Genomic DNA, 25,971 nt, shown 5'->3' with positions numbered 1-25,971 from the left:
GACTCGCCTGTGCCGCTCCAACCGAATGACGACACCGTCGGCATTAGTCGGATGCACTCAACTTTATCCGGCCAGAGGTTCGAGGGTAGCAGCGCCGTTGGCACGGTTCGGCGTCAGCGCTCGGCCAGCACCTCGCCGATGTAGCGCGCAACGGCCGCGACCGAGGCGATGGTGCCCGGATAGTCCATCCGGGTCGGGCCGAGCACGCCCATGCCGCCGAGCACCGCGCCCTCGACGCCGTAGCCGGTGGAGACCACCGATGTACTGCGCATCTGCTCGACCTGGGTCTCCTCGCCGATCCGCACCGTCACCGTGCCGGGGTGCTGCGCCGCCGCAAGCAGTTTGAGCACGATCACCTGCTCCTCCAGCGCCTCGAGCACCTGACGCAGCGAGCCGGGCAGACCGAAATCGGCGGCGTTGCGGGTGAGGTTCGCGGTGCCGCCGAGCACCAGCCGCTCCTCTGGATGTTCGACCAGGGTCTCCACCAGCACGGTCGACACCCGGATCAGTACGTCGCGCAGCTGGAGCGGGGCGCGCTCGGGGAGTTCGGCGACCGCGGCCGAGGCGGCGGCCAGGCGCTTGCCGTCCATCGCGCCGCCGAGCATGGCGCGCAGCGCGGCCAGGTCCTCGTCGTCGATCACCGCGCCGAGCTCGACCAGGCGCTGATCGACCCGGCCGGTGTCGGTGATCACCACGAGCAGCAGCCGCGCGGGATTCAGCGCGACGACCTCGATGTGGCGCACCGTCGACGCCGACACCGTCGGGTACTGCACCACCGCGACCTGCCTCGTCAGCTGGGCGAGCAACCGCACGCCGCGGCGCAGCACGTCGTCGAGATCGACGCCGGACTCCAGGAACTCCATGATCGCGCGCCGCTCGGCGGGCGAGAGCGGCTTCACTTCGGAGATCCGGTCGACGAACTGCCGGTAGCCCTTGTCGGTGGGGATGCGCCCGGAGCTGGTGTGCGGCTGGGTGATGTAGCCCTCTGCCTCGAGCACCGCCATGTCGTTGCGGACCGTCGCGCTGGAGACACCCAGATTGTGCCGCTCCACCAGGGTTTTCGAGCCGATCGGTTCCTTGGTGGCGACGTAGTCCGCGACGATCGCGCGCAGGACCTCGAAGCGCCGATCCTCGGTGCTCGACATCGGCCCCACCTCCTCGCCTTCTAGATATGCCGCGGGCCCGCCGACGCATTCGGGGGCGCGTGAAACGCCGCGGCCGCCCGGTCGTCTGAGTATCCAGTTTAGTTGCCGACCCGCCAATCGCCCGTCCCTCGGGCGCGTGACAGGGTCGCAGGCAGGCATTCTCGGCGAAGATGTCGCGAACCGCAACGGGCACGGCCGATCCGCCCGGGCACCCGCGCCGGGCATCGGGCGGCGAGCGCCACCCGGTTCGCAGCCGTCAGCGGCTGTCGAAGCCTCTGGCGCGCTTGCCCGCCAAGGCGTCGAGCCCGAGCATGGCGAGCAGGGACTCGCAATCGGCGGCATCGTGGGCGTATCCGGCGACCGTGCGCGCTGCGATGGCGTGCTGGCGTGCGTTTTCCGCCTTTTCGGCGGCCCTGGCCTCGGCGAATTCGCCGTGAACCGGAAATTGATCGATGTCTCGTGCCTGTGGCATAGGACTCCTCGGTGTCGAGCCGGAGCCTACGCGGGATCTCGAGTCTGCGATAGTGCGCACCACTCCGCCTCGCTGGCGCTCGGCTCCGTCGTGCGCACTGGCGGCTGTGTCTATGGTTCGCTCGCTGCCGCTCGTTCACAACAGGACGTTCCCGGACACGTGTCACACCTCGGGTCACCGCATCGTCGTCTCGGCGTAGCTATCGACATGGAGGAGTCACCGGATGCGAATCGCAGTAGTCGGCGCGAGCGGGCGGATCGGCCACGAGGTGGTCGACGTGCTGAGAAACCAGGGCCACGAGGTGGTGGCGATCAGTCGTGGTGCGGGCGTGGACGTCTACACCGGCGCGGGACTGGACGGGGCGCTGGCCGGGGTGGACATCGTGATCGACGCGGTCAACGCGAACACCACCGAGACCGCGGCCGTGACGGACTACTTCCGCACCATCGCGCGCAACCTGCAGCGGGAGGCGGCCGCGGCGGGCGTGCGGCGGATCGCGGTCGTCTCGATCATCGGCATCGATCCGTTCACCGCGGGGCACTACGCCGGGAAGCTGGCGCACGAGGCGGCCTACCGCGAAGGTCCGGTGCCGGTGCGTGTCCTGCGCGCGGCGCAGTTCCACGAGTTCACCGAGATGATGCTCGACTGGACCACCCGCGACGACACGGCCTACGTGCCGCGCTACCGCACCCAGCTCGTCGCGGCCCGCGTCGCCGCCGAAGAGCTGGCCACGCTCGCCCTCGCCGACGAGGCGGCCGACGTGGTCGAGCTCGCGGGACCGGAAGAGCTGAACCTCGCCGCCTCGGTGGCGAAACTCGCCGCGCGCCTCGGCAAGCCGTCCCGCGTCGAGGAGATCGTGGACACCGAGGACCCGAACCACGAACTCCAGGCCGCGGGCGCGCTGCTCCCCGGCCCCAACGCGATCCTGGCAGGGCCGACGTTCGACGAATGGCTCGACCGCAAGTACCCGAAGCGTTAGTCGCCGCGGAAAGCACTGCGGCCATTGGTGTTCCGGTCTTCGACAGCCGCCCTTCGGCTCCCGTCTATTTCGTCGGCGCGCCGCGTGCGGCGAAAGATGTTGCGGGCGTGTGGGTTCAGCCGAGGAGGTCGCGCACCACACCGTCGGCGAGGAGGCGGCCGCGGTCAGTGAGGACCAGGTGGTCGTCGGACCGGAATGCCAGGCCGCCGGCGATGACGCGGTCGACCGCGGGGGCGGCGGAGGGAGCGAGGTCGGCGAGAGGGAGGCCGGTGCGAAGGCGCATCGTCAACATGACGCGCTCGAAGTAGCGCTCGTCGTCGGTGAGCGATTCCCAGCCCGCGGCGGGCAGGCCGCCGCGGGCGACGCGCTCGGCGTACCTGGCCGGGTGCTTGATGTTCCACCAGCGCACCCCGCCGAGGTGGCTGTGCGCGCCGGGGCCCGCGCCGAGCCAGTCGCCGCCGTCCCAGTAGCCGAGGTTGTGCCTGCACCGAGCGGAATCGTTTGCCGCCCAATTGGATACCTCGTACCAGCCGAGTCCGGCGGCGGTGAGGCGGGAGTCGATGCGTTCGTAGCGGGCGGCGAGCACGTCCTCGTCGGGCGCGGGCAGTTCGCCCCTGCGCACCTTGCGCGCCAGCGCGGTGCCGTCCTCGACGATGAGCGAATACGCGGAGACGTGATCGACCCCGGCCTCCAGCACCGCGTCCAGGCTGGCGTCGAGATCGGCGTCGCGCTCGCCGGGCGTTCCGTAGATCAGATCCAGGTTGACGTGTTCGAAGCCCGCGGCGCGCGCCTCGCGGGCGGCGGCGACCGCGCGGCCCGGCGTGTGGGTGCGGTCCAGCACGGCGAGCACGTGCCGCGCGGCCGACTGCATCCCCAGCGAGACGCGGGTGTACCCGGCCGCCCTGATGCGCGCGAAGAACTCCGGCGACGTGGATTCCGGATTCGATTCGGTGGTCACCTCGGCGTCGGGCGCGAGGGTGAACGCCGAGCGCACTGCGTCGAGCACCTCGGCCAGACCGTCGCCGCCGAGCAGCGACGGCGTGCCGCCGCCAACGAAGACGGTCGAGACCTCGGGCGTGGCCGATGGCAGCCCGCCGAACTGCTCGGCGGCTTCGGTCAACTCACCGCGCAGCGCCGCGAGCCACGACTGCGGCGAGGCGGAACTGCCAAGCTCACCGGCGGTGTAGGTGTTGAAGTCGCAGTAGCCGCAGCGCGTCGCGCAGAACGGCACGTGCACGTACACGCCGAACGGGCCGCCGCCGAAGTCGCGCAGCACGGGCGCGTCGGCGTCGATCTCCGAGAGGGGTACGGCGGAACTCACCCATCCAGTGTGCCCGCCGAACAGCGACGCCCTCCGCCCGGGGACCGTCGGGCGCCCCACACGTGTCGACGATCTCCACCGCCGTGCGGTCACCTCGATAGACCGCCGGATGGCCGACGGCCGCCCGACCCCAGCGGCCGCAGGCCATCCTCACTCAGTCCGCGACGATCGGCGTGTTCTGGTTCGCGGTGAGCAGCCAGCGGCCGTCCTCCTTGGCCATCACATACATCGGGGTGCCCTCGCTCTCCAGAACGCCCTCGTTGGTGAAGTACCGCTGGCGCACCTTGACCGCGGCCACATCGGGGCGGATGAAGAGCACGTGCTCGACCTCGTAGGTCGCCTTGCCGTGCGCGGTCGCGCCGGGCAGCACCGCGGCGGTGAACTCGGCGATGGCGTCGCGGCCGAACAGGCGCTTGCCGTGGCCGGTGGTCCAGATGGCGTCCGCGCGGAACAGCGCCACGAATTCGTCGACGAGCTCGTGCTGCTGCACGTGCTCCACGGTGGCGACGATCTGGCGGATGGCGGCTACTTCGACTTCTGCGTCGACAGGTGCGGTACTCATGGGACACACACTCGGACCTCGACCTAAGTGGAGGTCAATAGCGCGTGCCGCGGTTCACATCGGACACTTCGGACGAATCACCGGCCACATTCGCGCCGGGAAATATGACGACCATCACAAATAGACCCCGCGGTCCAGGGAATTTCCCCCTGTTTCGCGGGGAATACCGGAATGACGGTCGGAACGCCCTTGCTGACATGGCACAATAGGCCTCATGCGCGCATCGGGAGTACGACTTGTGGCACGTCGCCACGTCGACTACAAGCGCGTCTGCAGCGCCTGCTGTCTGCCCGGTTCTCACCGGTAGCTCAGCGGCGCCCTTCTTCCGGTCTCCCGGCGATCCCATTCGCATCGGTCCGCTGATACCGCGGACGCGAGTCAGCCCCTCGCGCCCTCAGCACAGATGTACCACCCACCCAGCAGGAGCGACCTAATGACGTCGAGTACCGACGCCGGTCCCAGCGATCAGCCGACACAGCGTCCCGAACGCCCGGCCACCGAGCGCCGCGTACGGCCGGACCGCCCGCGTCCCGAGGCGTCGACGGCGCCGCGCGCCCGCACCGGCAAGCCCGTGCGCCGCAAGTCCGAAGGTCAGTGGGCCCTCGGCTACCGGGAACCGCTCAACCCGAACGAGCAGAGCAAGAAGGACGACAACCCGCTCAACGTCCGCGCCCGCATCGAGAACATCTACGCCAAGGGCGGATTCGACAGCATCGACAAGGCCGACCTGCGCGGCCGGTTCCGCTGGTGGGGCCTCTACACCCAGCGCGAGCAGGGCTACGACGGCACCTTCACCGGCGACGAGAACATCGACCTGCTCGAGGCCAAGTACTTCATGATGCGGGTGCGCTGCGACGGCGGCGCGCTGAACGTCGCGCAGCTGCGCACGCTCGGCCAGATCTCCACCGAGTTCGGCCGCGACACCGCCGACCTGTCCGACCGCGAGAACGTCCAGTACCACTGGATCGAGATCGAGAACGTGCCGGAGATCTGGCGCCGGCTCGAAGAGGTCGGCCTGCAGACCACCGAGGCGTGCGGCGACTGCCCCCGCGTCGTGCTCGGCTCGCCGCTGGCCGGTGAATCGCTGGACGAGATCATCGACACCACGCCCGCGATCGAGGAGATCGTGCGCCGCTACATCGGCGACAAGAAGTACTCGAACCTGCCGCGCAAGTTCAAGACCGCCATCTCGGGTCAGCAGGACGTGGTGCACGAGATCAACGACGTCGCGTTCGTCGGCGTCGAGCACCCCGAGCACGGCCCCGGCCTCGACCTGTGGGTCGGCGGCGGCCTGTCCACCAATCCGATGCTCGCGCAGCGCGTCGGCGCCTGGGTCCCGCTGGACGAGGTGCCCGACGTGTGGGAAGCCGTCGTCTCCCTGTACCGCGACTACGGCTACCGCCGCCTGCGCACCAAGGCGCGGCTGAAGTTCCTGATCAAGGACTGGGGCATCGAGAAGTTCCGCCAGGTGCTCGAGGACGAGTACCTGAAGCGCAAGCTGATCGACGGCCCCGCGCCGGAACAGCCCGCCAAGCCGATCGACCACGTCGGCGTGCAGCGACTGCGCAACGGTCTCAACGCTGTCGGCTTCTCCCCCATCGCCGGTCGCGTCTCGGGCACCGTGCTGACCAAGGTGGCCGACGCGGTCGAGAAGATCGGCGCCGACCGGATTCGCTTCACCCCGTACCAGAAGCTGATCGTCCTCGACGTCGCCGACGACAAGGTCGAGCAGCTCATCACCGAGCTGGAACCGCTCGGACTGCAGGCCCGTCCGTCCATCTGGCGGCGAAACCTGCTGGCCTGCAGTGGCATCGAGTTCTGCAAGCTCTCGTTCGTCGAGACACGCAAGCGCTCCCAGGTGCTCGCGCCGGAGCTCGAGCAGCGGCTCGCCGACGTCAACGCCCAGCTGGACGTGCCGATCACGGTGAACATCAACGGCTGCCCGAACTCCTGCGGCCGGTCCCAGATCGCCGACATCGGCTTCAAGGGCCAGCTGGTGGACGACGGCGAGGGGAATCAGGTCGAGGGCTTCCAGGTTCACCTCGGTGGCAGCCTCGGACTCGACAGCGGCTTCGGCCGAAAGCTGCGCCAGCACAAGGTGACCAGCGCCGAACTCGGCGACTACATCGAGCGCGTGGTGCGCAACTTCGTCAAGAACCGGAACGCGGACGAGCGGTTCGCCCAGTGGGCGGTCCGCGCCGACGAGGCCGACCTGCGATGAGCACGATCGTGACTCGGCTGACGGGAGATCAACTGTGACAACGAAACTCGCCGACAAGCTCGCCGAAGACGAGCTGCGGGCGATCGCCGAACGCGGCGCGGCCGAACTCGGCCCCGACGCCTCGGCGCTCGACCTGCTGCGCTGGACCGAGGAGACCTTCGGCCGTGCTGTTTCGAGTGACCCGCAAGCGGTCACTAGCGGCGGCTACATCGTCGCCTCCAACATGCAGGACGGCGTGCTCGTGCACCTCGCGGCGCAGGTCCGTTCCGGCGTCGACGTGCTGTTCCTCGACACGGGCTATCACTTCGCCGAGACCATCGGCACCCGGGACGCGGTCGAGGCCGTGTACGGGGTCAACGTGATCAACGTCCGCCCGGAGCACACCGTCGCCGAGCAGGACGAGCTGCTTGGCAAGGACCTGTTCGCGCGCGATGCGGGCGAGTGCTGCCGCCTGCGCAAGGTTGTGCCACTGAAGAAGTCGCTGACCGGCTACAACGCCTGGGTCACCGGCATCCGCCGGGTGGAGGCTCCCACCCGCGCCAACGCGCCGCTGATCTCCTACGACGAAGCCTTCGGCCTGGTGAAGATCAATCCGATCGCACCGTGGTCCGACGACGAGATGCATGCCTACATCGAACAGCACGGCATCCTCGTCAATCCCCTGGTGGAGGAGGGATATCCGTCCATCGGCTGCGCTCCGTGCACACGGAAGCCGGAGCCGGGATCCGATCCGCGAAGCGGCCGTTGGGCCGGCCTCGCCAAGACCGAATGCGGGTTGCATCAATCATGACCGAGACCATCAGTGAACGCTCCCTCGGCATTTCCGACTTCGACACCCTCGCGGCGTTGGAGTCGGAGGCCATCCACATCTTCCGCGAGGTAGCGGGCGAATTCGAGCGGCCGGTGATCCTGTTCTCCGGCGGCAAGGACTCCACCGTGCTGCTGCATTTGGCGCTCAAGGCCTTCTGGCCCGCGCCGCTGCCCTTCGCGCTGCTGCACGTGGACACCGGCCACAACCTGCCCGAGGTGCTGGAGTTCCGCGACAAGGTGGTCGAGAAGTACGGGCTGCGCCTGCACGTCGCGAGCGTCGAGGACTACCTGGCCGACGGCAGGCTCACCGAGCGCCCGGACGGCATCCGCAACCCGCTGCAGACCGTGCCGCTGCTGGACGCCATCTCCGAGAACCGCTTCGACGCGGTGTTCGGCGGCGGCCGCCGCGACGAGGAGCGCTCCCGCGCCAAGGAGCGAATCTTCTCGCTGCGCAACGCCTTCGGCCAGTGGGACCCGAAGCGGCAGCGTCCCGAACTGTGGAACCTGTACAACGGCAGGCACGCACCGGGCGAGCACGTGCGGGTGTTCCCGCTGAGCAACTGGACCGAGCTCGACATCTGGCGCTACATCGCCAGGGAGAACGTCGAACTCGCGACCATCTACTACGCGCACGAGCGCCCGGTGTACCAGCGCGACGGCATGTGGATGACGCCGGGCGTCTGGGGCGGCCCGCGTGAGGGCGAGGTGCTGGAGACCCGCTCGGTCCGGTACCGCACCGTCGGTGACGGATCCACCACCGGCGCCATCATTTCCGACGCTGCCGACAACGAGGCGATCCTCGCCGAGGTGGCCGCGTCCCGATTGACCGAACGTGGCGCCACCCGCGGCGACGACCGGGTTTCCGAGGCCGCGATGGAAGACCGCAAGCGAGAGGGTTATTTCTGACATGTCCGACCTATTGAGGCTGGCCACCGCCGGTTCTGTCGACGACGGCAAGTCCACCTTGGTCGGACGGCTGCTCTACGACACGAAGTCCGTGCTCGCCGACCAGATCGACGCCGTCACCCGCGCGTCGGTGGACAAGGGTCTGGCCACCCCGGACCTCTCGCTGCTCGTGGACGGGCTGCGCGCCGAGCGGGAGCAGGGCATCACCATCGATGTCGCCTACCGCTACTTCGCAACGCCCAAGCGGTCTTTCGTGCTCGCGGACACCCCGGGGCACGTGCAGTACACCCGCAACACCGTCTCCGGCGCGTCCACCGCGCAGCTGGTGATCCTGCTCGTCGACGCGCGCAAGGGCGTCATCGAGCAGACCCGCAGGCACGCGGCGGTGCTCGCGCTGCTGGGCGTGCCGAAGCTGGTGCTCGCGGTGAACAAGATCGATCTCGTCGACGACGCAGCGAGCGTGTTCGCCGAGATCTCCGCCGAGTTCAACAAGCTCACCAGCACTCTGGGCTGGGCGGCCGAGGACGTGCTGGAGATCCCGGTCTCGGCGCTGCACGGCGACAACATCGCCAGCCGCTCCGAGAACACGCCGTACTACGACGGTCCTTCGCTCATCGAGCACCTGGAGTCGGTGCCGGTCGACGCCGACAACACCGGCGCGCACTCGCTTGGTCTGCGGTTCCCCGTGCAGTACGTGATCCGCCCGCGCACCGCCGAATACCCCGACTACCGCGGCTACGCGGGTCAGATCGCGGCCGGTTCGGTGGCGCCCGGCGACGAGATCGTGGTGCTGCCCTCCGGCGTGCGCACGACCGTGGAGCGCATCGACACCCCGGACGGCGAGCTGGCCGTCGCGCAGGCCGGGCGCAGCGTGACGCTGATCCTGACCGACGAGGTCGACATCTCCCGCGGCGACATCATCGCCGCCGTCGACGACGCGCCGGAACCGATCGACAGCTTCGACGCGACGGTCTGCTGGCTGGGCGACAAGCCGCTGCGCCCCGGCGCCCGGCTGCTGCTCAAGCACGGCACCCGCACCACCCAGGCCATCGTCGGCGCGCTCATCGAACGCTTCGACGAGCAGCGGCTCGCCGCGGACCCGAACCCGGAAGCGTTGGAGCTCAACGACATCGGACGCATCTCGGTGCGGGTCGCCGAGCCGATCGCGGCCGACGACTACCGAGCCAACCGGCACACCGGCAGCTTCCTGCTGATCGACCCGGCGGGCGGCAACACGCTCGGCGCGGGCCTGGTCGGCGATGTGCTGACCGCGGTCGAGGTCGGCACCGGAGCCTGAGGATGATCGACGTGTTCGCCGCGCACGGCATCGGCGCGCCGGTGCCGGTACGCGGCGACCGTCGATTCATCGCGTCCGGGCGGATCGCCACCGCGCCGACGCAAACCGCGATGGCTCCGGCGTTGATCGCGGTCGCGCACGGCAGCCGCGATCCACGCTCGGCAACCACCATGGCAGCGGTGGTCGCCGAGATCGCCGCCGCCCGGCCCGATCTCGACGTCCACCTCGCCTTCCTCGATCTGAGCGCGCCCTCGGTCGAGCAGGTGGTGGACGTCGTTGCGGCGCAAGGTCATACCCATGCGATCGTGGTGCCCCTGCTGCTGGGCAGTGCCTTTCACGCGCGGGTCGACCTACCCGGCCTGCTCGACGAGTGCCGAGCCAGGCACCCCCATCTTCGGCTGACCCAGGCCGATGTCCTCGGTCCCGATCCACGGTTGATCGAAGCGCTGCGGGACCGAGTGCTGGACGTGCTCGGTGCGACGGCTGTGCCGGTCGACCTCGTCGCGACCGCGATTCCAGACAGCCGTCCACAGCTCGCCGATCCGAACGACGGCGACTCGACCGCAGCTTCCCGCACGACTGTGGCACCCGCCGACCCCGGGCACCACGTGGCACTGCCCGCTCGCAGCGCCCGCGTGGCGCCCGCTGTTCCGAATCCCTCGGACGTCGGCGGCGCTCGCCTCGGAGTCGCCGTAGCGGCCGTCGGCTCCTCGTCCGCCGCCGCCAACGCGCGCAGCGCGGACGTCGCCCGGCAGCTGTCCGCACTGACCGGCTGGCCCACCGAGATCTGCTTCGCCACCACGGAACCCACTGTCCACGAGGCCATTTCCCGCCTGCGCGCCCGCGGCGCCGATCACGTCCTGCTGGCCCCGTGGTTCCTCGCCCCCGGTCTTCTCACCGACCGCTTGGCGACCGCGGCCCCCGACCTCCCGCACGCGAACGTCATCGGGGCGCACCCCGCCATGACCGAAATCGTCTGGGACCGCTACGACGCCGCGTGGGCCGACGCCCTGCCGCTGTCCGCCTGAGTTCTCTCTCGCACCGCATCTGGAACCGGCAAGCAACAGGTCTTGGCGTACGACCCGCCGAGCCTGCGCTCTACCGAATTTCGTTGCCCGCGAACAGCTTCACGACAGGAGGCGGTCGACGATCGCGCGCGCGGTGTGCACTTTGGTCTCGTCGCCGAGTTGACGTGCCGTGCTGACCGCGCTGATGACGGCGTCGAATTCGAAGGCGAGCGCGTCCGCGTCTCGGCCGGTGAGGTCGCCCTGTTCCTGGGCTTTGCGAATCTCGGCGGTCAGGAACGTCATCCAGTCGTCGTGGTCGGCGGCGACCGCGTCGCGCACCGGGCCCGGCCTGCTGTCGAATTCGACAAGCGTGGCGGTGCGGAAGCAGCCGCCGGGGAAGACCGGCTCGGTCACGTGCGCGAACCAGTTGTCGATCAGGGCGCGCAGCCGCGGTAGGCCGCGCGGCTCGGCGAGGCTCGGCTCGATCACCCGGCCGACGAACACCTCGCGCGCGGCCTCCACCGCGGCGAGCTGCAGGGATTCCTTCGACCCGAAGAGCGTGGCGATACCGCTCTTGCTGATGCCGAGGTCGGCGGCGAGTCGCCCGATGCTCACACCGTTGAGCCCTTCGACCGACGCCACATCGGCGGCGTGCCTGGCGATCGATGCACGGGAGCGGGCGCCTTTGACCAGGCGCTGATCGGTTGTCGTCTCGGCCATGGGCCCATTCTTCCACCGCGGTCTTGCAAATACGAACGGTCGGTCGTATTTTTATTGCACGAACGGTCGTACGTTTTGTTCCGCTTCCAGAAGGATTTCCCATGACCGAGGTGTCCGCACGGACCGCCAGTCCCCCGGCGACGAGCGCCAAAGCCACGCTGCTGATCGCGTGCGGCGCGGCGTTCATCGCCTTTCTCGATCTCTCCGTGGTCAACATCGCCTTCCCCGCCATCGCGCGCGACTATTCGGGGACCGCCGCGACCACGCTGACCTGGGTCGTCAGCGGTTACGCCGTCGCGTTCGCCGCGCTGCTCACCCCCGGCGGCCGGTTCGCCGACGCACTCGGGCGGCACAGGCTCTTCCTCGTCGCGCTTGCCGGTTTCGCGCTCACCTCGCTGCTGTGCGGGTTGGCGCCGAACGCGGCGTGGCTCATCGCCGGACGTCTGCTCCAGGGCGCGACGGCCGCGCTCATGGTGCCCGCGGCGCTTGGCTTGGTCCTGAGCGTGACCCCGCGCGAGCGAATCGGCGCGGCCATCGGCGCGTGGTCGGCCGCGGGCGGATTCGCCGCGGTCGTCGGCCCGGCGATCGGCGGCGGCCTGGTCGAGGCGTTCGGCTGGCGCTCGGTCTTCGTGATCAACGTGCCTGTCGCCCTCGCGCTCGTCCTGGCGGGGCTGCGCATTCCGGTGTCCGATCCGCGGCCCGTCGGCAGCGCGCTGCCGGACCCCCTCGGCACCATGGCCGTCGCGCTCGGATTCGGCGGACTGGTCGCCGGTGTCACCGAAGGTCAGCGGTGGGGCTGGACCTCGCCGGGCACGTTGGCCGCACTGGGCGTCGGTGCGGCGCTGCTCGCCGCCGCGCTGGTTCGTTCGGCGCGGCACCACAATCCGGCGATCGCGGTCGAACTCTGGCAGAGCAGGCCGTACGCGCTGGCCAATGCCGCGTCGTTCGTCTTCGGCGCGGCGATGTTCGCCTGGCTGCTGGCCGGACCGCTGTTCCTGGACGGGATCTGGGGCTATTCGGTGCTCGGCTCGGCCACCGCGCTGACCGTCGGCGCCGTCGCGTCGATGGTCAGCGCCACGCTGGCCGGACGAGTCACCGCGCCCGCCGCGCGCCGCTGGGTCGGGGTGCTCGGGGCGTTGATGTTCACCGCGAGCCTCGTCTGGATGAGTACCGACGCGTTCGGGCCCGCTCCCGCGCTGTGGTCGGCGTGGATCCCCGCCGGACTGCTCGGCGGCGGCGCGGTCGGCATCGTGGTGACGACGCTGGGCACCGCAGCCGCGAGTTCGCTTCCGCCGCAACAGTTCGCGGCGGGCATCGGCATGAACCTGACGGCGCGGCAGGTCGGCGGCGCGCTGGGCGTCGCCGTGCTCGCGGCGGTGTTCGCCGCCCATCCCGGTGACGCGCTCGCCGGGTTCCACACCCTCTTCGCGGTCTGCGCCGGCATCGCGCTGGTGGCGGCCTTTCTGTGCGCGGTACCGACCCGGCAGCCCGATCCAACCGCAACAGCCGTCCCTGCCAACTAGGAGTCCTCATGACGCACAACGACATTCACACCGAAGCCGACGACCCGATGCTGCTGAGCCACGACGCCGCACGCGAGTTGCTCGCGAACGTGCCGTGGCGCCGTTTCGCCGTACTCGGCGACTCCATCGCCCAGGGCGTCGGCGATCCGAGTCCCGGCTACGAAGTCATGGGCTGGGCCGATCGCCTCGCCGCCCTGCTCACCTCCGTGCGGCCCGGTCTCGCCTACCTCAACACCGGACGCATCGGCGCGACGACGGCCCAGGTGCGCGACGAACAACTCCATCGGGTCTTGGCTTTCGAGCCGGATCTGGTGCACGTGAGCTGCGGCGGCAACGATCTGTTCCTGCCCGGCGGTGATCTCGGCCAGGTGCGGGCGAACCTCGACGGGTTGTTCGCCGCTGTGAGCCGCGGCGGCGCGCAGGTCTCGACGTTCACTCTCGCCGATGTCTGGGATGTCGAGCGGATGGCGCCGATGCGGCCGATGCGGGAGCGGATGGCCGCGCTCAACGACGTCATCCGGGAGGTGGCCGACCGCTACGACGCGATACTCGTCGACTTCTGGGACCACCCGCTGCGGCTGCGACCGCAGCTGATGAGCGCCGACCTGATCCACTTCAGCACGAGCGGCCACGCGGTGGTCGCCACGGAAATGGTGCGCGCGCTGAGCGCCCGCGTCCTCGCCGACGCGGCCGCGAACTGATCCCGGGACAACGAACTGGGCCGTGCCCCAGGGGCTTTACGCCCCGGGACACGGCCCAGTGGTCTACCCGGTTCCGGTGGAACCGCCGTCAGCCCCGGATCAGGGCAGCACCTGCGGCACCGACTCCGGCGCGATGGCGCCGACGAGCAGGCCAACGACCGTGCCGATGATCGCACCGTTGATCGCGCCCGCGATGCCGCACGGCACCGCGAGAACGAGGAAGCCCGGCAGGCACGACGCCGCGGCGAGCACACCCGAACCCGCCGCACCGGCGGCGGCGCCGGCGGCCGCGCCGTTGGCCAGCGGATCGGAGTTCTTCGCCTCCGGGTTCGTCGCGATCTCCTCGAGCGAAATGCCCGTACCCACCGCGACGACCTGCACCGGCTCGGCAACCTGCTGCACGACCGGAGCGGGCGCCTGGACCGGAGCCGCCTGCGCGGGGGCGGCGACCCCGACGAGTGCGACGGCGGCCGCGAACGGCAGCACACCGGCGATCAGTTTGCGGCCTGCGTTCTTGAAGGTCCCACGGACCATATTGGTTCCCATCTCTCCCCGACCCCCGATATTCATCGAATGTCATTGCGGTACATGACCGCTCCGCCTCGACGAGAGTCGAGGCGGAGCAAGATCATCCTTCTCGCTGTGATCTCGGGAGCGCAAAAACAGTGGCGCAGATCACAATTGGGGGAGGTTTAGGGATAGCCACTTTCGGTGAATACGACCCGAGCCGAGGCGGCTCAGAACACGAAGTGCGGGCCGTAGCCTGTCGTTTGCACGATGCCGTTGCGGGCGTCGGCGCGAACGGTGAGGAACGGTATGGCCGATGCCGGGGAGAGACATCCGTTCACATTCAGCGCGGTGTTGGAGTGCGCGAAGGTGAAGGGGAAAATCGAATCCTCGTCCAGCTCCGCCTCGGCGATCGCCACGACGGTCACGCTGCCCGGGTTGATGCTCACGGTGATCTCACCGCCGACTTCCCCGAAGACCCCGAAGGTGACGTCCCCACCGAGATCGAGAGCGAGATCGACAGCTACACCGGGCGGCATGTCCAGGTCGAGGCCGAGACCGACACCGAGACCGAGAAGCTCGGGCGTCACCTCGACGTTGGCGCCGGTGGCCGCAGCGATGCTGATATCGATGCCTTCGGAGATGTCGACCGCGCAGCCGACCAGGTATCCGGCCACGAGCAGCCCGCCGCGCAGCGACGAGGCTCCGTCGAGGGTGGCCGTGAAGTTTCCCGAGACCTTGGCGGAATGCGCGAAGGGCACGCCCAAGGCGAGATCACCGGTGGACACGACGGCATTGGTGTCCACCGACGCGACCAGCCGCATCCCGCCTCCGCTGGCTTCCCCCGGTTCGGCGTGGGCCGCGCTGCCGGAAACGGCGAAAGCACTGGCGACGGCCATCATCACCGCGGTGATTCCAGCCAGGACATGTGAATGCTTGCGGTTCATCGTGCTCCAGTCGAACGTCATCGAAACGGAACTTTCACAAACGAACTCGCACAACGACCGCGGATCGTCTTCGGCGTGTGCGGAGGGCACGCAATCGATCGGTGCAGCGCTGGTAACCGTACAGCAACGGCGAGTCGCCGACGAAGGCGGCACGCGGTGTCGCGACGAACCGCACCGGGTCGGCGATCCGCCCGACGACCGGCGCGAGCGCCCGTACCTGCGCCGAGTGACCGAACGGCGGGGCCCCTAGTGCGCCTCGGCGGGTTGCCCATCGCAGCGATGGCTTTGCCTGAAAGCACTCGGCTGCAAGCGGTTTCGGCTACCGCGTCGCCCCGTATCGCCGAACCAACTCCGCACCGATCAGCGCGAGCTCCTCGCACACCTCCGGCGGCCCGAGGACCTCGATGTCCGCACCCCACCCCGCCAGCTGCTGGGCGATCATTCGCGGCGTCGGCGCGGTGACCCGAACCCGGACCCGCCCGTCGGACACCGGACCGTCGACTTCGCAGTGCCTGCCCTGCTGATCACGCAGCACCGGGAGCAGCACGGGCGCGATGAGGGCCGTCGCCGCGGTGGCCGCGCGCCGCTGCTCCATCTCCCCGACGACCTCCTCCCATGCACCGGACAGGTCGAAATCGGCCGGGCGGTCGAAGGTTTCGTCGGTGCGGGTCGCGTTCACGATCCGGTCGACCCGGAAGGTCCTGCTGCCCCGCTCGGTGCCCGCGATCAGGTACCAGATGGCGTCCTTGTCGACCAAACCCCACGGGTCGACCATCCGAGTGGTGCGCGTGCCCGCCCGCTCGTACTCCAGCCGCACCCGACGCCGCTGAACGACCGCGCGCTGCAACAAATCCACCACGCCGGGCCGGTTCCGGTCGCGCTGCCCCCACCGCGCGGGATCGATGATCACCGCGTCGGCCGCCGCCTCGGCGTCGGCGCGGAAGGTCTGCGGGAGGGCCCGAACGAGCTTGCGCAGCGCGGATTTCACCTCCGGGTTCGCGCTCGCCGACGCGCCCGCCAGCAGGAACAGCGCCCGCGCCTCGGGTTCGGACAGACCGCTGAGATCCGTGCGCGCACCGCCGATCAGCGACCAGCCGCCGCCCCGACCCGGCTGCGGATAGACCGGGATGCCCGCCGCCGACAGCGCCTCGAGATCGCGCCGCGCCGTCGCCACCGAGACCTCCAACTCCTCGGCGACCTCGGCGGCGGTCACCCGGCCGCGGGCCTGCATGAGCAGCAATGTGGCCACCAGACGATCCGCTCGCATACCGGAAATTCTGCCGCAAAAAGTGCTCAGTTGGTGAGCACTTTGACCGCGAGAATGGTTTCACCAGCAAGAACACAAACGCCCGAACCGAAGGAGCACCGACATGTTGCGCGGAATGGCCACCGTCACCTACTACGCCGACGACCTCGAGGCCGCCAAGGACTGGTACGCCGAATTCCTCGGCGTCGCGCCGTACTACCACGTGCCGAACGGGTACTACGAGTTCCGCATCGGCGATTACCAAGCCGAGCTCGGCATCGTGAACCGGGCATACGCGCCGCGGGGCGCGCGCAACGAGCCGGGCGGCGGCGGCATCCTGAACTGGCACGTCGACGATCTGGAAGCCACCTTCCAGCGGCTGCTCGAGCTCGGCGCCGAGGAGTACGACCCGATCACCCCGCGCGGCAACGGCGAAGGTTTCGTCACCGCCGCGGTGGTCGACCCGTTCGGCAACATCATCGGGATCATGTCGAACCCGCACTACCGCGAGGTCGTCGCGAAGACCGGCGGCGTGTAGGTCAGCGGAACCAGCGCTCCAGCACGGTGGCGACACCGTCTGCGGCGACGTCGCCGGTCACCTCGTCGGCCAGCGCGCGAACCTCGTCCGCCGCATTGGCCATGGCGACGGAATACCCGGCCCAGCGCAGCATTTCGCGGTCGTTGTAGCCGTCGCCGATGGCCAGTGTCGCGGCGTGCGGAATGCCGAGGGACACGCGCAGTCGTTCCAGCGCCCAGCCCTTGGAGACCCCGCGCCGCGACACCGTCAGCCACGGGCCGAACTCCCCGTGCACCCAACTCGCGTCGGGTACCTGGAAGGTCCGCAACAGCGCCAGCATCTCGTCAAGCGTTCCGTCCGGCCACCAGCCGTTGAGGCGCGGCGTCGGCTCGCTGCTGAGCGCGCCGTGATCGACGAGAAGGTATTCGCCGATGGAGAATTCGCCGGGGCTGTCACCGGTCGCCCAGGTGCCGACGCCGACCTTTTCCACGGCGAAGATCATCTCCGGGAACAGGGCGCGCAACGCGGCGACCGCGGGCGCCGGATCGAACGCCTGCACCGCCACCGGCACACCTTTGGCCACATCGATGTGCACCGCGCCGTTGGAGCACAGCGCGTGCCCCTCGACCAGTCCGAGTTCGGCGAGCACCGGACGCGTCGTCAGCAGCGTGCGTCCGGTCGTCACCACGACGTGCGCCCCGGCCGCGACGGCCGCCGCCACCGCCGCGGCCACTCGCGCACTGATCGGCTCTCCTGTCTCGAGCAGCGTGCCGTCCACATCCAACGCGATCAGCCGCGGCCCTCCCCCAAGCGCTTTCACCTGCCCATTGTGCCCCGTGGGCCGACCGCCCGTTCGCGGTTCGAGCACGGTCGGACGCCCGCCGGTCCGCGACGACACGGCGACAGCCGTTGCCACGCAAGGCCACACACGGTGGGAACAGTCCCGTCGTTTCCGGCGACTGGTACTTCGGCCGATGGCGACGACAACGCCTCGTCATGGCCGCCCCGGCTGATGGACGGCACCAGCCATCGCCGGAACCACCTGAGCCGCCGCCGGACCGAGAGCCGACTCGCTTTATCAGGCCTCATCGACCCCGCCGACAGCTATTTCGGCCGATGGCGACGACAACGCCTCGCGGTGGCCGCCCCGGCTGATCGACGGCACCAGCTGGCCCCATCGACACCGCAGCCCGGTATTTCGCCCGCTCACAACGACATCGGCTGGTCGTGGCGGCCCGAGCTGCTCAGCGGCGCGCGCCCCCGCCGCCTGCGCCGCCACCGGCACCACCACCGCCGCCTGCGCCGCCGCCGACCTTCGAGCCGCCGCCGACCTTCGAGCCACCGCCCGCTCCGCCGGAGCCGCCGGAAGTCGAACCGCCGGAGGAGGTTCCGCCCGAGCGGCCGGAGGACGAGGCTCCGCCGGAGGAGGTGCCGCCGCCGGAGGAGGCGCCACCATGTGAAGACGCACCGCCGGACGTGGTGCCACCGCCGGTGGAATTGCCGCCACCCGAGGAGGCACCGCCGGACGACGCACCACCACCGGAGGAGGCGCCGCCGCCCGAGGAAGCTCCACCGGACGCACCGCTACCGCCGGAAGACGCGCCGCCGGACGAATCACCGCCTCCGCCAGCGGAAGCACCGCCACCCGAGGACGCGCCACCTCCGGACGATGCGCCGCCCCCGGAAGAGTCACCGCCGGACGATGCTCCCCCGCCACCGGAAGAACCGCCGTCGGAAGAACCGCCGCTCGAATCACCGTCACCGGACGACCCACCCGACGATGAACCGCCGGAGCTACCGTCGGCACCGCCACCCGCCGCACCGCCTGCGCCGTCCGACGCGCCACCGGTGCCGCCGGACGTTCCACCCGAAGGCGCCCCACCCGTGCCGCCGGACGCATCTCCGCCCGGTGTCGAATTTCCGCCCGTCCCATCGGAACCGGCACCGCCCGTCGGCGTATCGGTACCACCGGGTGTCGTCGCGCCACCGGTGTTCGAGCCGGGCGCGGATGGCGTACCCGAGCCGGGCTGAGTGTTGCCGGGGGCCGAGGGATCCACCGGCGCCGAAGGATTCGGAGCGGGCGGATTCGGGGCCGGGTTGGTGTTGGGTTCCGACGGCAGGCCGATGCCCGGGAGCGACGGGTTGAGCCGCTCCCACGACGGAAGGCTGACCCGCGGCACGCGCTTGGTGAAGGGCAGCGGGTTGGTGAACTGGGCGGGGTTGGCATACTGCGTCCCCGCGTATCGTCCGTCGCCGCAGCAGGTTCGGGAGTCGTTGTGCGACCCGCCGCGTGATTCATCGATCGACGGTCCGAGCGGCGCGCTGCGGCCGACCGAAGAGACGAACCGGTCGTAACCACCGCCGGAGAAGGCGTACTGGGCCGCGGGCACCGGCAGCCCCTGCCGCACGGCTCGGTCGAAGGCGGTCCCGCCGTTGGGCTCGTAGAGCAGCGTGTCGCCGGGCAGCGGCGAGGCGACAGGGAAGCGGTCGAGCACCGGGAGCAGACCGGTGTCGCCGGAGCCGCCGAAGACGGTGGCCGCCGACATGGCGAGCGCCGAAGCCACTGCGGCGCTGGAGAATACGGCCACGCGCGGTGCGGGTCGTTCCCCGGTGCTCGCCGGGGCGAAGGTGCGGGCGGCGAACCGCGCGGCCCCGACGGCGATCACCTGGCCAGGATCGGCCGACCGCACCACCGGACGGCCGAGTTCGGCCAGTGTCCCGGCCACCTCGCCGGGCCGGGACGCGCCACCGACGACGAGGACGCGTCCGATGTCGGAGAGGCTGAGACCGGTGGGACGCAAACAGGCGCGCACCACTTCGAAGGAGTCCCTGATGTGTTCGGCGCGCAGGCCGTCGACGTCGACGATGGACGTCATCGAGACCGTGGCGGCGGGTACGCGGGCGTATCGCGCGATCATGTCGCCGAGCGGGCGACCGCCGAAATCGTAGGAGCGCTGGGGCTTTCCGACGATCGGATGGTTGGCCCAGTCCGAACCGACGCGCACGACGGACACGTCGAGGCTGGTGCCGCCGAGGTCGTAGACCAGGACGAAACCGGTCTCCAGCGGACCATGCTCGTATTCGAGCCATTCGGCCGCGGCCACCGGCTCGGGTATCAGCATGACGTGTCGGGCGCCGTTGAGGTCGAGCGCCTGACGTAGTAGAGCGAGCTGTTTGTCGGTGTAGATCGCCGGGTAGGTGGCCACCACGCCGGCGCTGGGCTCGGCCGCCTCCAGCAATCCGGTCACCACCGCGGCGACGAGGTTCGCCGGTGAGAAGATCCTGCCGCCGACGACCAGGGGTTCCGGGTCGCGCGCCAGGTCGGCGAAATCGGTGATGGCCGAGCTGAACTGGGGAATGCCGCCGATGCGGGCGCCGCCCGCGTTGTCGAACGTGAGTGCCGTGCGCCTGGTGCGCACCGTGGGTCGAATCAGACCTTCGGTCACGGAAGCCGCTATGGAGTTCACTGAACCGATGCTGAAGCCCAGACATGTAGTCATTTGCTATCCCGTCAACGCACCGTGACCACGTCCAGCACACAGTCGAGCCGTGTGGCCGCGGTCGTCTTCCAAACAGCCCCCACAGGTTAGCTGCTGCTAGCACTTTCCGGATGCCGAATTGATATGGAACGTTTGGATTTCGGCAACAATGCTTCGAATGACCTGGTAGATCGTGCCATAGGACGCGGTTCAGCCCCCTCGACACGCCGGAGAACACCTGCGGGGCACCCGCTTCCGCTACCGCGCAGCGACTTCGCTTCCCCGTCCGCGGGTAGCTGAAACGAGCCATCGGGCGCGACCGGCATATCGGTCAGCACACACCGACTGGTCGGTAACCAATATTTAGCCAGAGTCACGGATTCCGTGAAACACCGCATCGTGGCCGAATAGATGACACATCAAATGCCGAGTCCGATTACCGCCAGCGATGCCGCAGCGCACTCGGTTGACTGAATACGGCGGCAACGTCCGCCACACCGAAAAGGCAAGAACGGGAAGGAAAGTGGCACAGATGTCGACACGGTTCGCGGAGCAGGTCGCGGTGATCACGGGCGCAGGCTCGGGCATCGGCAAAGCGGTGGCGATGCGATTGGCCGCCGAGGGCGCCGCGGTGGTTCTGGGGTCGCGCGGCAAGGACGCCGGTGAGGGGGTCGCCGAGGAGATTCGCGAGGCGGGCGGGCGCGCGCTGTTCGTCCCGACCGACGTCACGGTGGAGGCCGACGTCGCAAGGCTCACCGAGGCCGCCGTCGGCGAATACGGCCGTCTGGACATGGCGTTCAACAACGCGGGCGCGGTCCGGGCGTTCGGTCCGGTGGCCGAGATCGACGAGGCGGGCTGGCGCGCGGACCTGGAACTCAACCTCACGGCCGTGTTCTACGGCCTGCGCCACCAGGTTCCTGCGCTCGCCGCCTCGGGTGGCGGCGCGATCCTGAACAACGCGTCGAACCTGGGCGTGGTCGGCATGGCGTCGGTGGCGCCCTACGTGGCCGCCAAGCACGGCGTCGTCGGGCTGACCAAGGCCGTCGCGCTGGAGTCCGCCGAGCAGGGCGTTCGGGTGAACGCCCTGGTGTCCGGCGCGGTGGACACCCCGGCGTTTCGGAATTCGATGGGCGCGACGCCCGAAGGCGAGGCGGCTGTCGTGGCGCTGCATCCGATCGGCCGGGTCGCCGCGCCGGACGAGATCGCCTCGTTCTGCGCGTACTTGCTCAGCAGCGAGGCGAGCTTCGTCACCGGCGCGGCCCTCGCGATCGACGGCGGTTTCACCGCACGCTGAACGCACGACGCGCAGCGGGCAACGCGCAACGCCGACGCCTAACGGCGACGCCCGAACGCGACAACGGGCAAAGCCGAACGCCGAACGCCGAACGCCACGAGGATGCACAACGCATCTCCGTGGCGTTCGACGGAAACTCGACTCGGCCCTACCGGCGTCTGCCGGACGTACTCTTCAGCGACCGAGACCGCGGATTCTCATACCCGGGCGAGCAGCTTGCGCAACGGCTTCTGCTGCGGAACCACAGTGCCACCCGCGACGACCTCGGGCCTGCGTCCACGCACCAGCCGATCGAAATCGGCGGCGCCACCCGCGGGTTCGGGCAGGCGACCCGCGTTGTAGTCGTCGGCCAGCTGCCGCACGGTCTCTTGCGCGCAGGACTTGTTGGTGCCGATGAAGCCGGTGGGACCGCGCTTGATCCAGCCGGTGACGTAGGCGCCGGGCAGCACCGCGCCACCCGCTTCGCCGAGCACCCTGCCGTTCTCGTTCGGGATAACACCCGCCCGCTCGTCGAAGGGCAGCCCGCGCAGCGGCACGCCGCGGTAGCCGACCGAGGTGAGCACGAGCCCGGCCTCGATCCGTTCGGTCTCGCCGGTGGCGACTGCCTTGGCGCGCCCGTCGGCGTCGGTGACGAGCTCGTTGCGGCCGATCTCAAGACCGGTCACCCGGTCGTCGCCGAGCACGGCGGTGGGTGCGGCCAGGTAGCGGAACACGATTCGCTTCCGCTCGCCGAACGGCCGATCGGCGACGCTGTGCAGCAGGCGCAGCTTCTGCTCGATCTTGTACGGCAGGTCCGCGGTGATCTCCGGCAGCTCGCCCTCGACCGCGATGTCCACGTCGGAGCCGAGCAGACCCACGAATTCCGGGACGGTGAACGCGGATTCGGACGGACCGCGGCGGCCGAGCACGACCACCTCTTCGATCTTGCTCTCGCGCAACGCCCGCAGCGCGTGCGGCGCGATGTCGGTGCCGACGAGCGTCTCCGGATCGCTGGCGAGAATGCGGGCCACGTCCAGCGCGACATTGCCGTTGCCGACGATCACCGCGCGCTTCTGCGACAGATCGAACCGGGCGTCGACGTGATCGGGATGACCGTTGTACCAGGCGACGAAGTCGGTGGCCGAGACGTTGCCCGCCTGGCCCTCACCGGGGATGCCGAGCTTGCGGTCCGAGGACGCGCCGACGGCGTAGACCACCGCGTGGAAGTGACCGAGCAGTTCCTCGTGCGTCACGTGCGAACCGACCTCGACATTCAGGTACGAACCGAAGCCGGGCTGCGCCGAGATCACGTCGAACAGCCTGCTGACCTGCCTGGTCTTGGCGTGGTCCGGCGCGACGCCGTGCCGGGCAAGACCGTAGGGCACCGGCAGCCGATCGAACACGGTGACGGACACGTTCGGCTGGGTCAGCAGCTCGTCCGCGGCGTACATCGCTGACGGCCCCGAACCGACGATCGCCACCCGCAGCGGCGCGCGCTCCGCGCGAATCTCCGCCGCGGGCACCGGCCGGGCAAGCAGCGGACGCGGCCGGGACTGCCGGTAGAAGTCGGCGTTGATCTCGATGAAGGGCTTCTGCTCCTCGGTCAGCTTCTTCGACGAGGTGATGGCGTCGACCGGGCAGGCCGTGGCGCACGCGCCGCAGTCCACGCAGGCCTTCGGGTCGACGTACAGCATCTCCGCCGTCAGGAAGTCCGGCTCGTCGGGCGTCGGATGGATGCAGTTGACCGGGCAGGCGTACACGCAAGACGCGTCGCTGCAACAGGATTGGGTGACGACGTAGGGCATGGTGGTCCGCCGCTCAGCTCGCGTGCACGACGCGCAGCGGCTCCGAGCGGTAGCGGCTCATCGGGCCGTCGATGCCGAGCAGCTTCCACACCCGCTTGGAGATCGGGTTGATCAGGCCGAGGTCCTTGGCCAGCGCCCGCACGTCCACGAAGTAGTCGGCGAAGACCTGCTTGGCCTCCTTGGAACCGTAGAACAGCTCCTTGCGGACCTTGTCCGGGATGTCGAACTCCTCGAAGAACGTCTTCGGCGGGGTCGCGATGGAACGGCCGAGGATCCACATGATGATCGGCATCGCGATCGACAGCACGAACCGGTTGAGCTTGCCCTGCTCGGGCACGTGGTTCTTGAGGAACTCGTGCGCGAAGGAGATGTGGCGCGCCTCCTCGGCGACGTGGATGGCCATCACGCCGAGCATGATCGGGTGGACCTCTTCGCCGGAGCGCAGGATCTCCTTCTGGATGTGGTCGATCGGCTCCTCGCCGGCGAGCACGGCCATGAAGAACAGGTTCGGCATCTTGGCGGCGACCGGCGCGGCGAGGTACTTGAACATGCTCACCAGCGGGCCCATGCCTGGCACGTCGATGCCGATCCGGTTCACCATCTCCTGGAACATCAGGGTGTGGTTGTGCTCCTCGATCATCTCGTGGGAGCAGTACCGGAACTCGGGCGAACCGTTGGGCAGTCCGAAGTTGTGGATGACCATGCCGCTGATCAGGATCGACTCGAACTGCAGACCGACCTTGGCCACGTTGGCCTGGCGGTACTTGCCGAGCTCGATCTGCTTGTGCTTCGGCAGGGCCAGGTACCAGGGGTGGCGGCCGAGCGGGTCGGCCGACCGCGGCAGGATCCAGCGCTCTTCGCCCGCGTCGGCGGCGTAGTCGGGGTTGTCCCAGTCGATGTCCTCGAACGGGTCGAAGTGCTTGTTCACCGAGCCCTCGGACAGCAGCAGCAGCTTCGCGGCGTATTTCTGCGCCTGCTCGAGATCGGGATCGATAGCGTGCTTCTCGGCTGTCGACATCGTCGTCACTGCCTTCCTCGGGGGACGTATTACCTGTACCCCATAGTTACACCTACGACGAGTGACGTCAACTCGCACCCCCGGAAGTCGTCTCCGGAGACGAAACGGCGGCGGCCGGGTGACGCACCCGACCGCCGCCGTGGGACCAGGGCTAGAACAGCCCGAGGGGTGCCGAGCCCGCGACCGCACCGTCTGCGGTCGGCGCGAAAGCGAGCGCGACACCACCTGCGGACAATGCCGCGGCGGACGCCACCCTGGTCAGCTTGCGCCGCGTGCGCAGCAGGCCCTTGTTCCTGCGCTGCGCGGACTCCGCCGCGAACGCCGCCGTCCGCGCGAGCAGCGCGGCGCCGTCGGCGGTCGTGCGTTCCGGATCGGGCGCGACCACCACCGGTCGCGCCAATTGCGCGGCGAGCACGCCGGAGACCTCCGGCGGCCGGGCCGCACCGCCCACCACAAGCACGCAGTCGACGTCGGCCATGGTGACGTCGGCCGTGCGCAGGCAGCGGTAGACCAATTCCAGCGAGGCGCGTGCGTGCTCGGCGCGCGACTCGTCGGCGAGCTCGTTCGCGCTTCCCGCCATCGAGGACGCGCCGCTCCCCCGCGCCGCGAGCAGCGCACCGAAGGCCCGTCCGCCGAAGTCCGCGGAGCGCAGCGGGACCCCGACGATCGGATCGCGCGGCCTGCCAGCACCGACCCGGACCAGCGTGACATCCAGGCTCGCGCCGCCGAGGTCGTAGACCAGGGCGAGGCCGGGCATCAGCGGACCGCGTTCCTCCTCCAGCCAGGCCGCCGCCGCGACCGGCTCGGCGACCAGCGCGACGTGGTGCAGGCCGATCGCGTCCAGCGCGCCGCGCAGCTCGGCCAGCTCGTCCGGCCCGTAGTTCGCCGGGTGGGTCAGCGCGACCTCCGCCCCGACCGCCCTCCGGTCGCTCATCGCCTCGGTGATGAGGCAGTCGGTCACCACCGCGACGAGATCGGCGGGCCGGAGCGTGCGGTGTCCGACCCTCGCCGTGGTGCCGTCGCGGCGGCCGAGGTCGGCGAATTCAGTGATGGCTCGGCCGTGCCGGGGAATCAGGCCGACGCGCGCCGAACCGGTGCTGTCGAAGCTCAAGGTGGTGCGTCGGGTGACGGAGGGCGTTGGCCGCGCGTGCCGTCGGTGACCGAGCAGACCCGGCGGCGCCTTGGCCGAGGCCGTGTCCGCCAGCGCGGTCACCGAATTGACCGTGCCGATGCTCAAACCAAGACCAACTGCCATCGCGATTCACCCGATCGACGAGCCGATGTGCTTCGAACACCGACCACGCAACCACCCCGCGACCGCCGTGCCAACCACCGGACAGCCGGTTGTCCGCACCCCGCCGCCCGCGACGCGCTGCCCGACGCCCCGGCCCCGATGGCATGCGACCTGCCCGATCTCCCCTGAGACACGCAGGAAATGCCCGGCTTACCGGGCGTGTCGCGATCCGCCGCTCGCCGGTCGGCGTTTGCCGGGCGACAGGCGACTCGACCAAGCCC

At 69.6% G+C, this 25,971-nt stretch carries 24 protein-coding genes; 11 read left to right on the top strand and 13 right to left on the bottom strand.

Translation table 11 applies throughout. The features are described from left to right. Window positions 1-113: 113 nt before the first annotated feature. On the bottom strand, window positions 114-1,145 hold the full coding sequence (hrcA, locus tag CRP45_RS16300; RefSeq protein ID WP_067787327.1) for a heat-inducible transcriptional repressor HrcA: 1,032 nt from the start codon (window positions 1,143-1,145) through the stop codon (window positions 114-116). A 256-nt stretch (window positions 1,146-1,401) separates the two neighbouring features. Beyond that, complete coding sequence (locus CRP45_RS16295) at window positions 1,402-1,617, bottom strand: hypothetical protein (protein WP_067787241.1); 216 nt, start codon at window positions 1,615-1,617, stop codon at window positions 1,402-1,404. Window positions 1,618-1,840: 223 nt separating this feature from the next. On the opposite strand from CRP45_RS16295, the gene CRP45_RS16290 reads away from it, so the two are divergent. After that, complete coding sequence (locus CRP45_RS16290) at window positions 1,841-2,596, top strand: SDR family oxidoreductase (RefSeq protein WP_097245772.1); 756 nt, start codon at window positions 1,841-1,843, stop codon at window positions 2,594-2,596. Between the two features lie 115 nt (window positions 2,597-2,711). On the opposite strand, the gene hemW is transcribed toward CRP45_RS16290, so the two are convergent. Together hemW and CRP45_RS16280 are read right to left on the bottom strand one after the other, a co-directional pair. Next, the gene (gene hemW, locus CRP45_RS16285) at window positions 2,712-3,917 is read right to left on the bottom strand and encodes a radical SAM family heme chaperone HemW (protein ID WP_097245771.1); all 1,206 of its coding nucleotides are present in this window, start codon (window positions 3,915-3,917) and stop codon (window positions 2,712-2,714) included. A gap of 154 nt (window positions 3,918-4,071) precedes the next feature. After that, window positions 4,072-4,479 carry an SgcJ/EcaC family oxidoreductase gene (locus tag CRP45_RS16280; RefSeq protein WP_097245770.1) on the bottom strand — a complete coding sequence of 136 codons (408 nt, stop codon included), beginning with the start codon at window positions 4,477-4,479 and terminating at the stop codon, window positions 4,072-4,074. Between the two features lie 214 nt (window positions 4,480-4,693). On the opposite strand from CRP45_RS16280, the gene CRP45_RS35290 reads away from it, so the two are divergent. The 6 genes from CRP45_RS35290 to CRP45_RS16255 all read left to right on the top strand — a co-directional run bounded on the left by CRP45_RS35290 (window position 4,694) and on the right by CRP45_RS16255 (window position 10,741). Continuing rightward, window positions 4,694-4,786 carry an Ms4527A family Cys-rich leader peptide gene (locus tag CRP45_RS35290; protein WP_355000761.1) on the top strand — a complete coding sequence of 31 codons (93 nt, stop codon included), beginning with the start codon at window positions 4,694-4,696 and terminating at the stop codon, window positions 4,784-4,786. Window positions 4,787-4,912: 126 nt separating this feature from the next. Then, window positions 4,913-6,700 (top strand): nitrite/sulfite reductase, encoded by a 1,788-nt coding sequence (locus CRP45_RS16275; RefSeq protein ID WP_084483082.1) that lies wholly within the window; start codon window positions 4,913-4,915, stop codon window positions 6,698-6,700. Between the two features lie 34 nt (window positions 6,701-6,734). Beyond that, on the top strand, window positions 6,735-7,490 hold the full coding sequence (locus CRP45_RS16270) for a phosphoadenylyl-sulfate reductase (RefSeq protein WP_097245769.1): 756 nt from the start codon (window positions 6,735-6,737) through the stop codon (window positions 7,488-7,490). Next, on the top strand, window positions 7,469-8,416 hold the full coding sequence (gene cysD / locus CRP45_RS16265; protein ID WP_179830894.1) for a sulfate adenylyltransferase subunit CysD: 948 nt from the start codon (window positions 7,469-7,471) through the stop codon (window positions 8,414-8,416). The genes CRP45_RS16270 and cysD overlap by 22 nt, the downstream gene beginning before the upstream one ends. A gap of 1 nt (window position 8,417) precedes the next feature. Continuing rightward, window positions 8,418-9,713 (top strand): sulfate adenylyltransferase subunit 1, encoded by a 1,296-nt coding sequence (locus CRP45_RS16260; RefSeq protein ID WP_067787249.1) that lies wholly within the window; start codon window positions 8,418-8,420, stop codon window positions 9,711-9,713. A gap of 110 nt (window positions 9,714-9,823) precedes the next feature. Continuing rightward, window positions 9,824-10,741, top strand: a complete 918-nt coding sequence (locus CRP45_RS16255) for a sirohydrochlorin chelatase (RefSeq protein ID WP_097246104.1) — start codon at window positions 9,824-9,826, stop codon at window positions 10,739-10,741. A 99-nt stretch (window positions 10,742-10,840) separates the two neighbouring features. Here the strand turns inward: CRP45_RS16255 and CRP45_RS16250 are convergent, their stop codons facing one another. Next, window positions 10,841-11,440 carry a TetR/AcrR family transcriptional regulator gene (locus tag CRP45_RS16250; RefSeq protein WP_097245768.1) on the bottom strand — a complete coding sequence of 200 codons (600 nt, stop codon included), beginning with the start codon at window positions 11,438-11,440 and terminating at the stop codon, window positions 10,841-10,843. A 101-nt stretch (window positions 11,441-11,541) separates the two neighbouring features. On the opposite strand from CRP45_RS16250, the gene CRP45_RS16245 reads away from it, so the two are divergent. Beyond that, entirely contained in the window at window positions 11,542-12,963 is a 1,422-nt protein-coding gene (locus tag CRP45_RS16245) for an MFS transporter (RefSeq protein ID WP_097245767.1), read from the top strand. An 8-nt stretch (window positions 12,964-12,971) separates the two neighbouring features. Next, a complete protein-coding gene (locus CRP45_RS16240) occupies window positions 12,972-13,664 on the top strand; it encodes an SGNH/GDSL hydrolase family protein (RefSeq protein WP_097245766.1) in 693 nt (230 codons plus the stop codon). Window positions 13,665-13,763: 99 nt separating this feature from the next. Here CRP45_RS16240 and CRP45_RS16235 read toward each other — a convergent pair whose 3' ends face one another. The 3 genes from CRP45_RS16235 to CRP45_RS16225 form a co-directional block, all read right to left on the bottom strand. After that, window positions 13,764-14,198 (bottom strand): hypothetical protein, encoded by a 435-nt coding sequence (locus tag CRP45_RS16235; RefSeq protein WP_179830893.1) that lies wholly within the window; start codon window positions 14,196-14,198, stop codon window positions 13,764-13,766. Between the two features lie 203 nt (window positions 14,199-14,401). Beyond that, the gene (locus CRP45_RS16230) at window positions 14,402-15,139 is read right to left on the bottom strand and encodes an MspA family porin (RefSeq protein ID WP_097245764.1); all 738 of its coding nucleotides are present in this window, start codon (window positions 15,137-15,139) and stop codon (window positions 14,402-14,404) included. Window positions 15,140-15,437: 298 nt separating this feature from the next. After that, window positions 15,438-16,385 (bottom strand): helix-turn-helix transcriptional regulator, encoded by a 948-nt coding sequence (locus CRP45_RS16225; protein ID WP_097245763.1) that lies wholly within the window; start codon window positions 16,383-16,385, stop codon window positions 15,438-15,440. A 103-nt stretch (window positions 16,386-16,488) separates the two neighbouring features. Between CRP45_RS16225 and CRP45_RS16220 the strand changes: the two genes are divergently transcribed. Beyond that, window positions 16,489-16,902, top strand: a complete 414-nt coding sequence (locus CRP45_RS16220; RefSeq protein WP_097245762.1) for a VOC family protein — start codon at window positions 16,489-16,491, stop codon at window positions 16,900-16,902. 1 nt (window position 16,903) lies between these two features. On the opposite strand, the gene CRP45_RS16215 is transcribed toward CRP45_RS16220, so the two are convergent. Beyond that, window positions 16,904-17,701 (bottom strand): HAD family hydrolase, encoded by a 798-nt coding sequence (locus CRP45_RS16215; protein WP_245910168.1) that lies wholly within the window; start codon window positions 17,699-17,701, stop codon window positions 16,904-16,906. A gap of 424 nt (window positions 17,702-18,125) precedes the next feature. Then, entirely contained in the window at window positions 18,126-20,327 is a 2,202-nt protein-coding gene (locus CRP45_RS34950; RefSeq protein ID WP_097245760.1) for an Hsp70 family protein, read from the bottom strand. 565 nt (window positions 20,328-20,892) lie between these two features. Here CRP45_RS34950 and CRP45_RS16205 point away from each other — a divergent pair. After that, complete coding sequence (locus CRP45_RS16205) at window positions 20,893-21,654, top strand: SDR family NAD(P)-dependent oxidoreductase (protein ID WP_097245759.1); 762 nt, start codon at window positions 20,893-20,895, stop codon at window positions 21,652-21,654. Between the two features lie 197 nt (window positions 21,655-21,851). On the opposite strand, the gene CRP45_RS16200 is transcribed toward CRP45_RS16205, so the two are convergent. The 3 genes from CRP45_RS16200 to CRP45_RS16190 form a co-directional block, all read right to left on the bottom strand. After that, the gene (locus CRP45_RS16200) at window positions 21,852-23,438 is read right to left on the bottom strand and encodes an FAD-dependent oxidoreductase (protein ID WP_101750188.1); all 1,587 of its coding nucleotides are present in this window, start codon (window positions 23,436-23,438) and stop codon (window positions 21,852-21,854) included. 13 nt (window positions 23,439-23,451) lie between these two features. Continuing rightward, window positions 23,452-24,465: an AurF N-oxygenase family protein gene (locus tag CRP45_RS16195; protein WP_372509832.1), complete on the bottom strand. Its 1,014-nt coding sequence runs from the start codon at window positions 24,463-24,465 to the stop codon at window positions 23,452-23,454. Between the two features lie 142 nt (window positions 24,466-24,607). Continuing rightward, window positions 24,608-25,711 carry an Hsp70 family protein gene (locus CRP45_RS16190; protein WP_097245758.1) on the bottom strand — a complete coding sequence of 368 codons (1,104 nt, stop codon included), beginning with the start codon at window positions 25,709-25,711 and terminating at the stop codon, window positions 24,608-24,610. Window positions 25,712-25,971: the final 260 nt, after the last annotated feature.

Origin of the sequence: Nocardia amikacinitolerans (assembly GCF_900215415.1) — a bacterium.
Taxonomy (GTDB): Bacteria; Actinomycetota; Actinomycetes; order Mycobacteriales; family Mycobacteriaceae; genus Nocardia; species Nocardia amikacinitolerans.
This window is presented reverse-complemented; position numbering and strand designations above follow the sequence as displayed.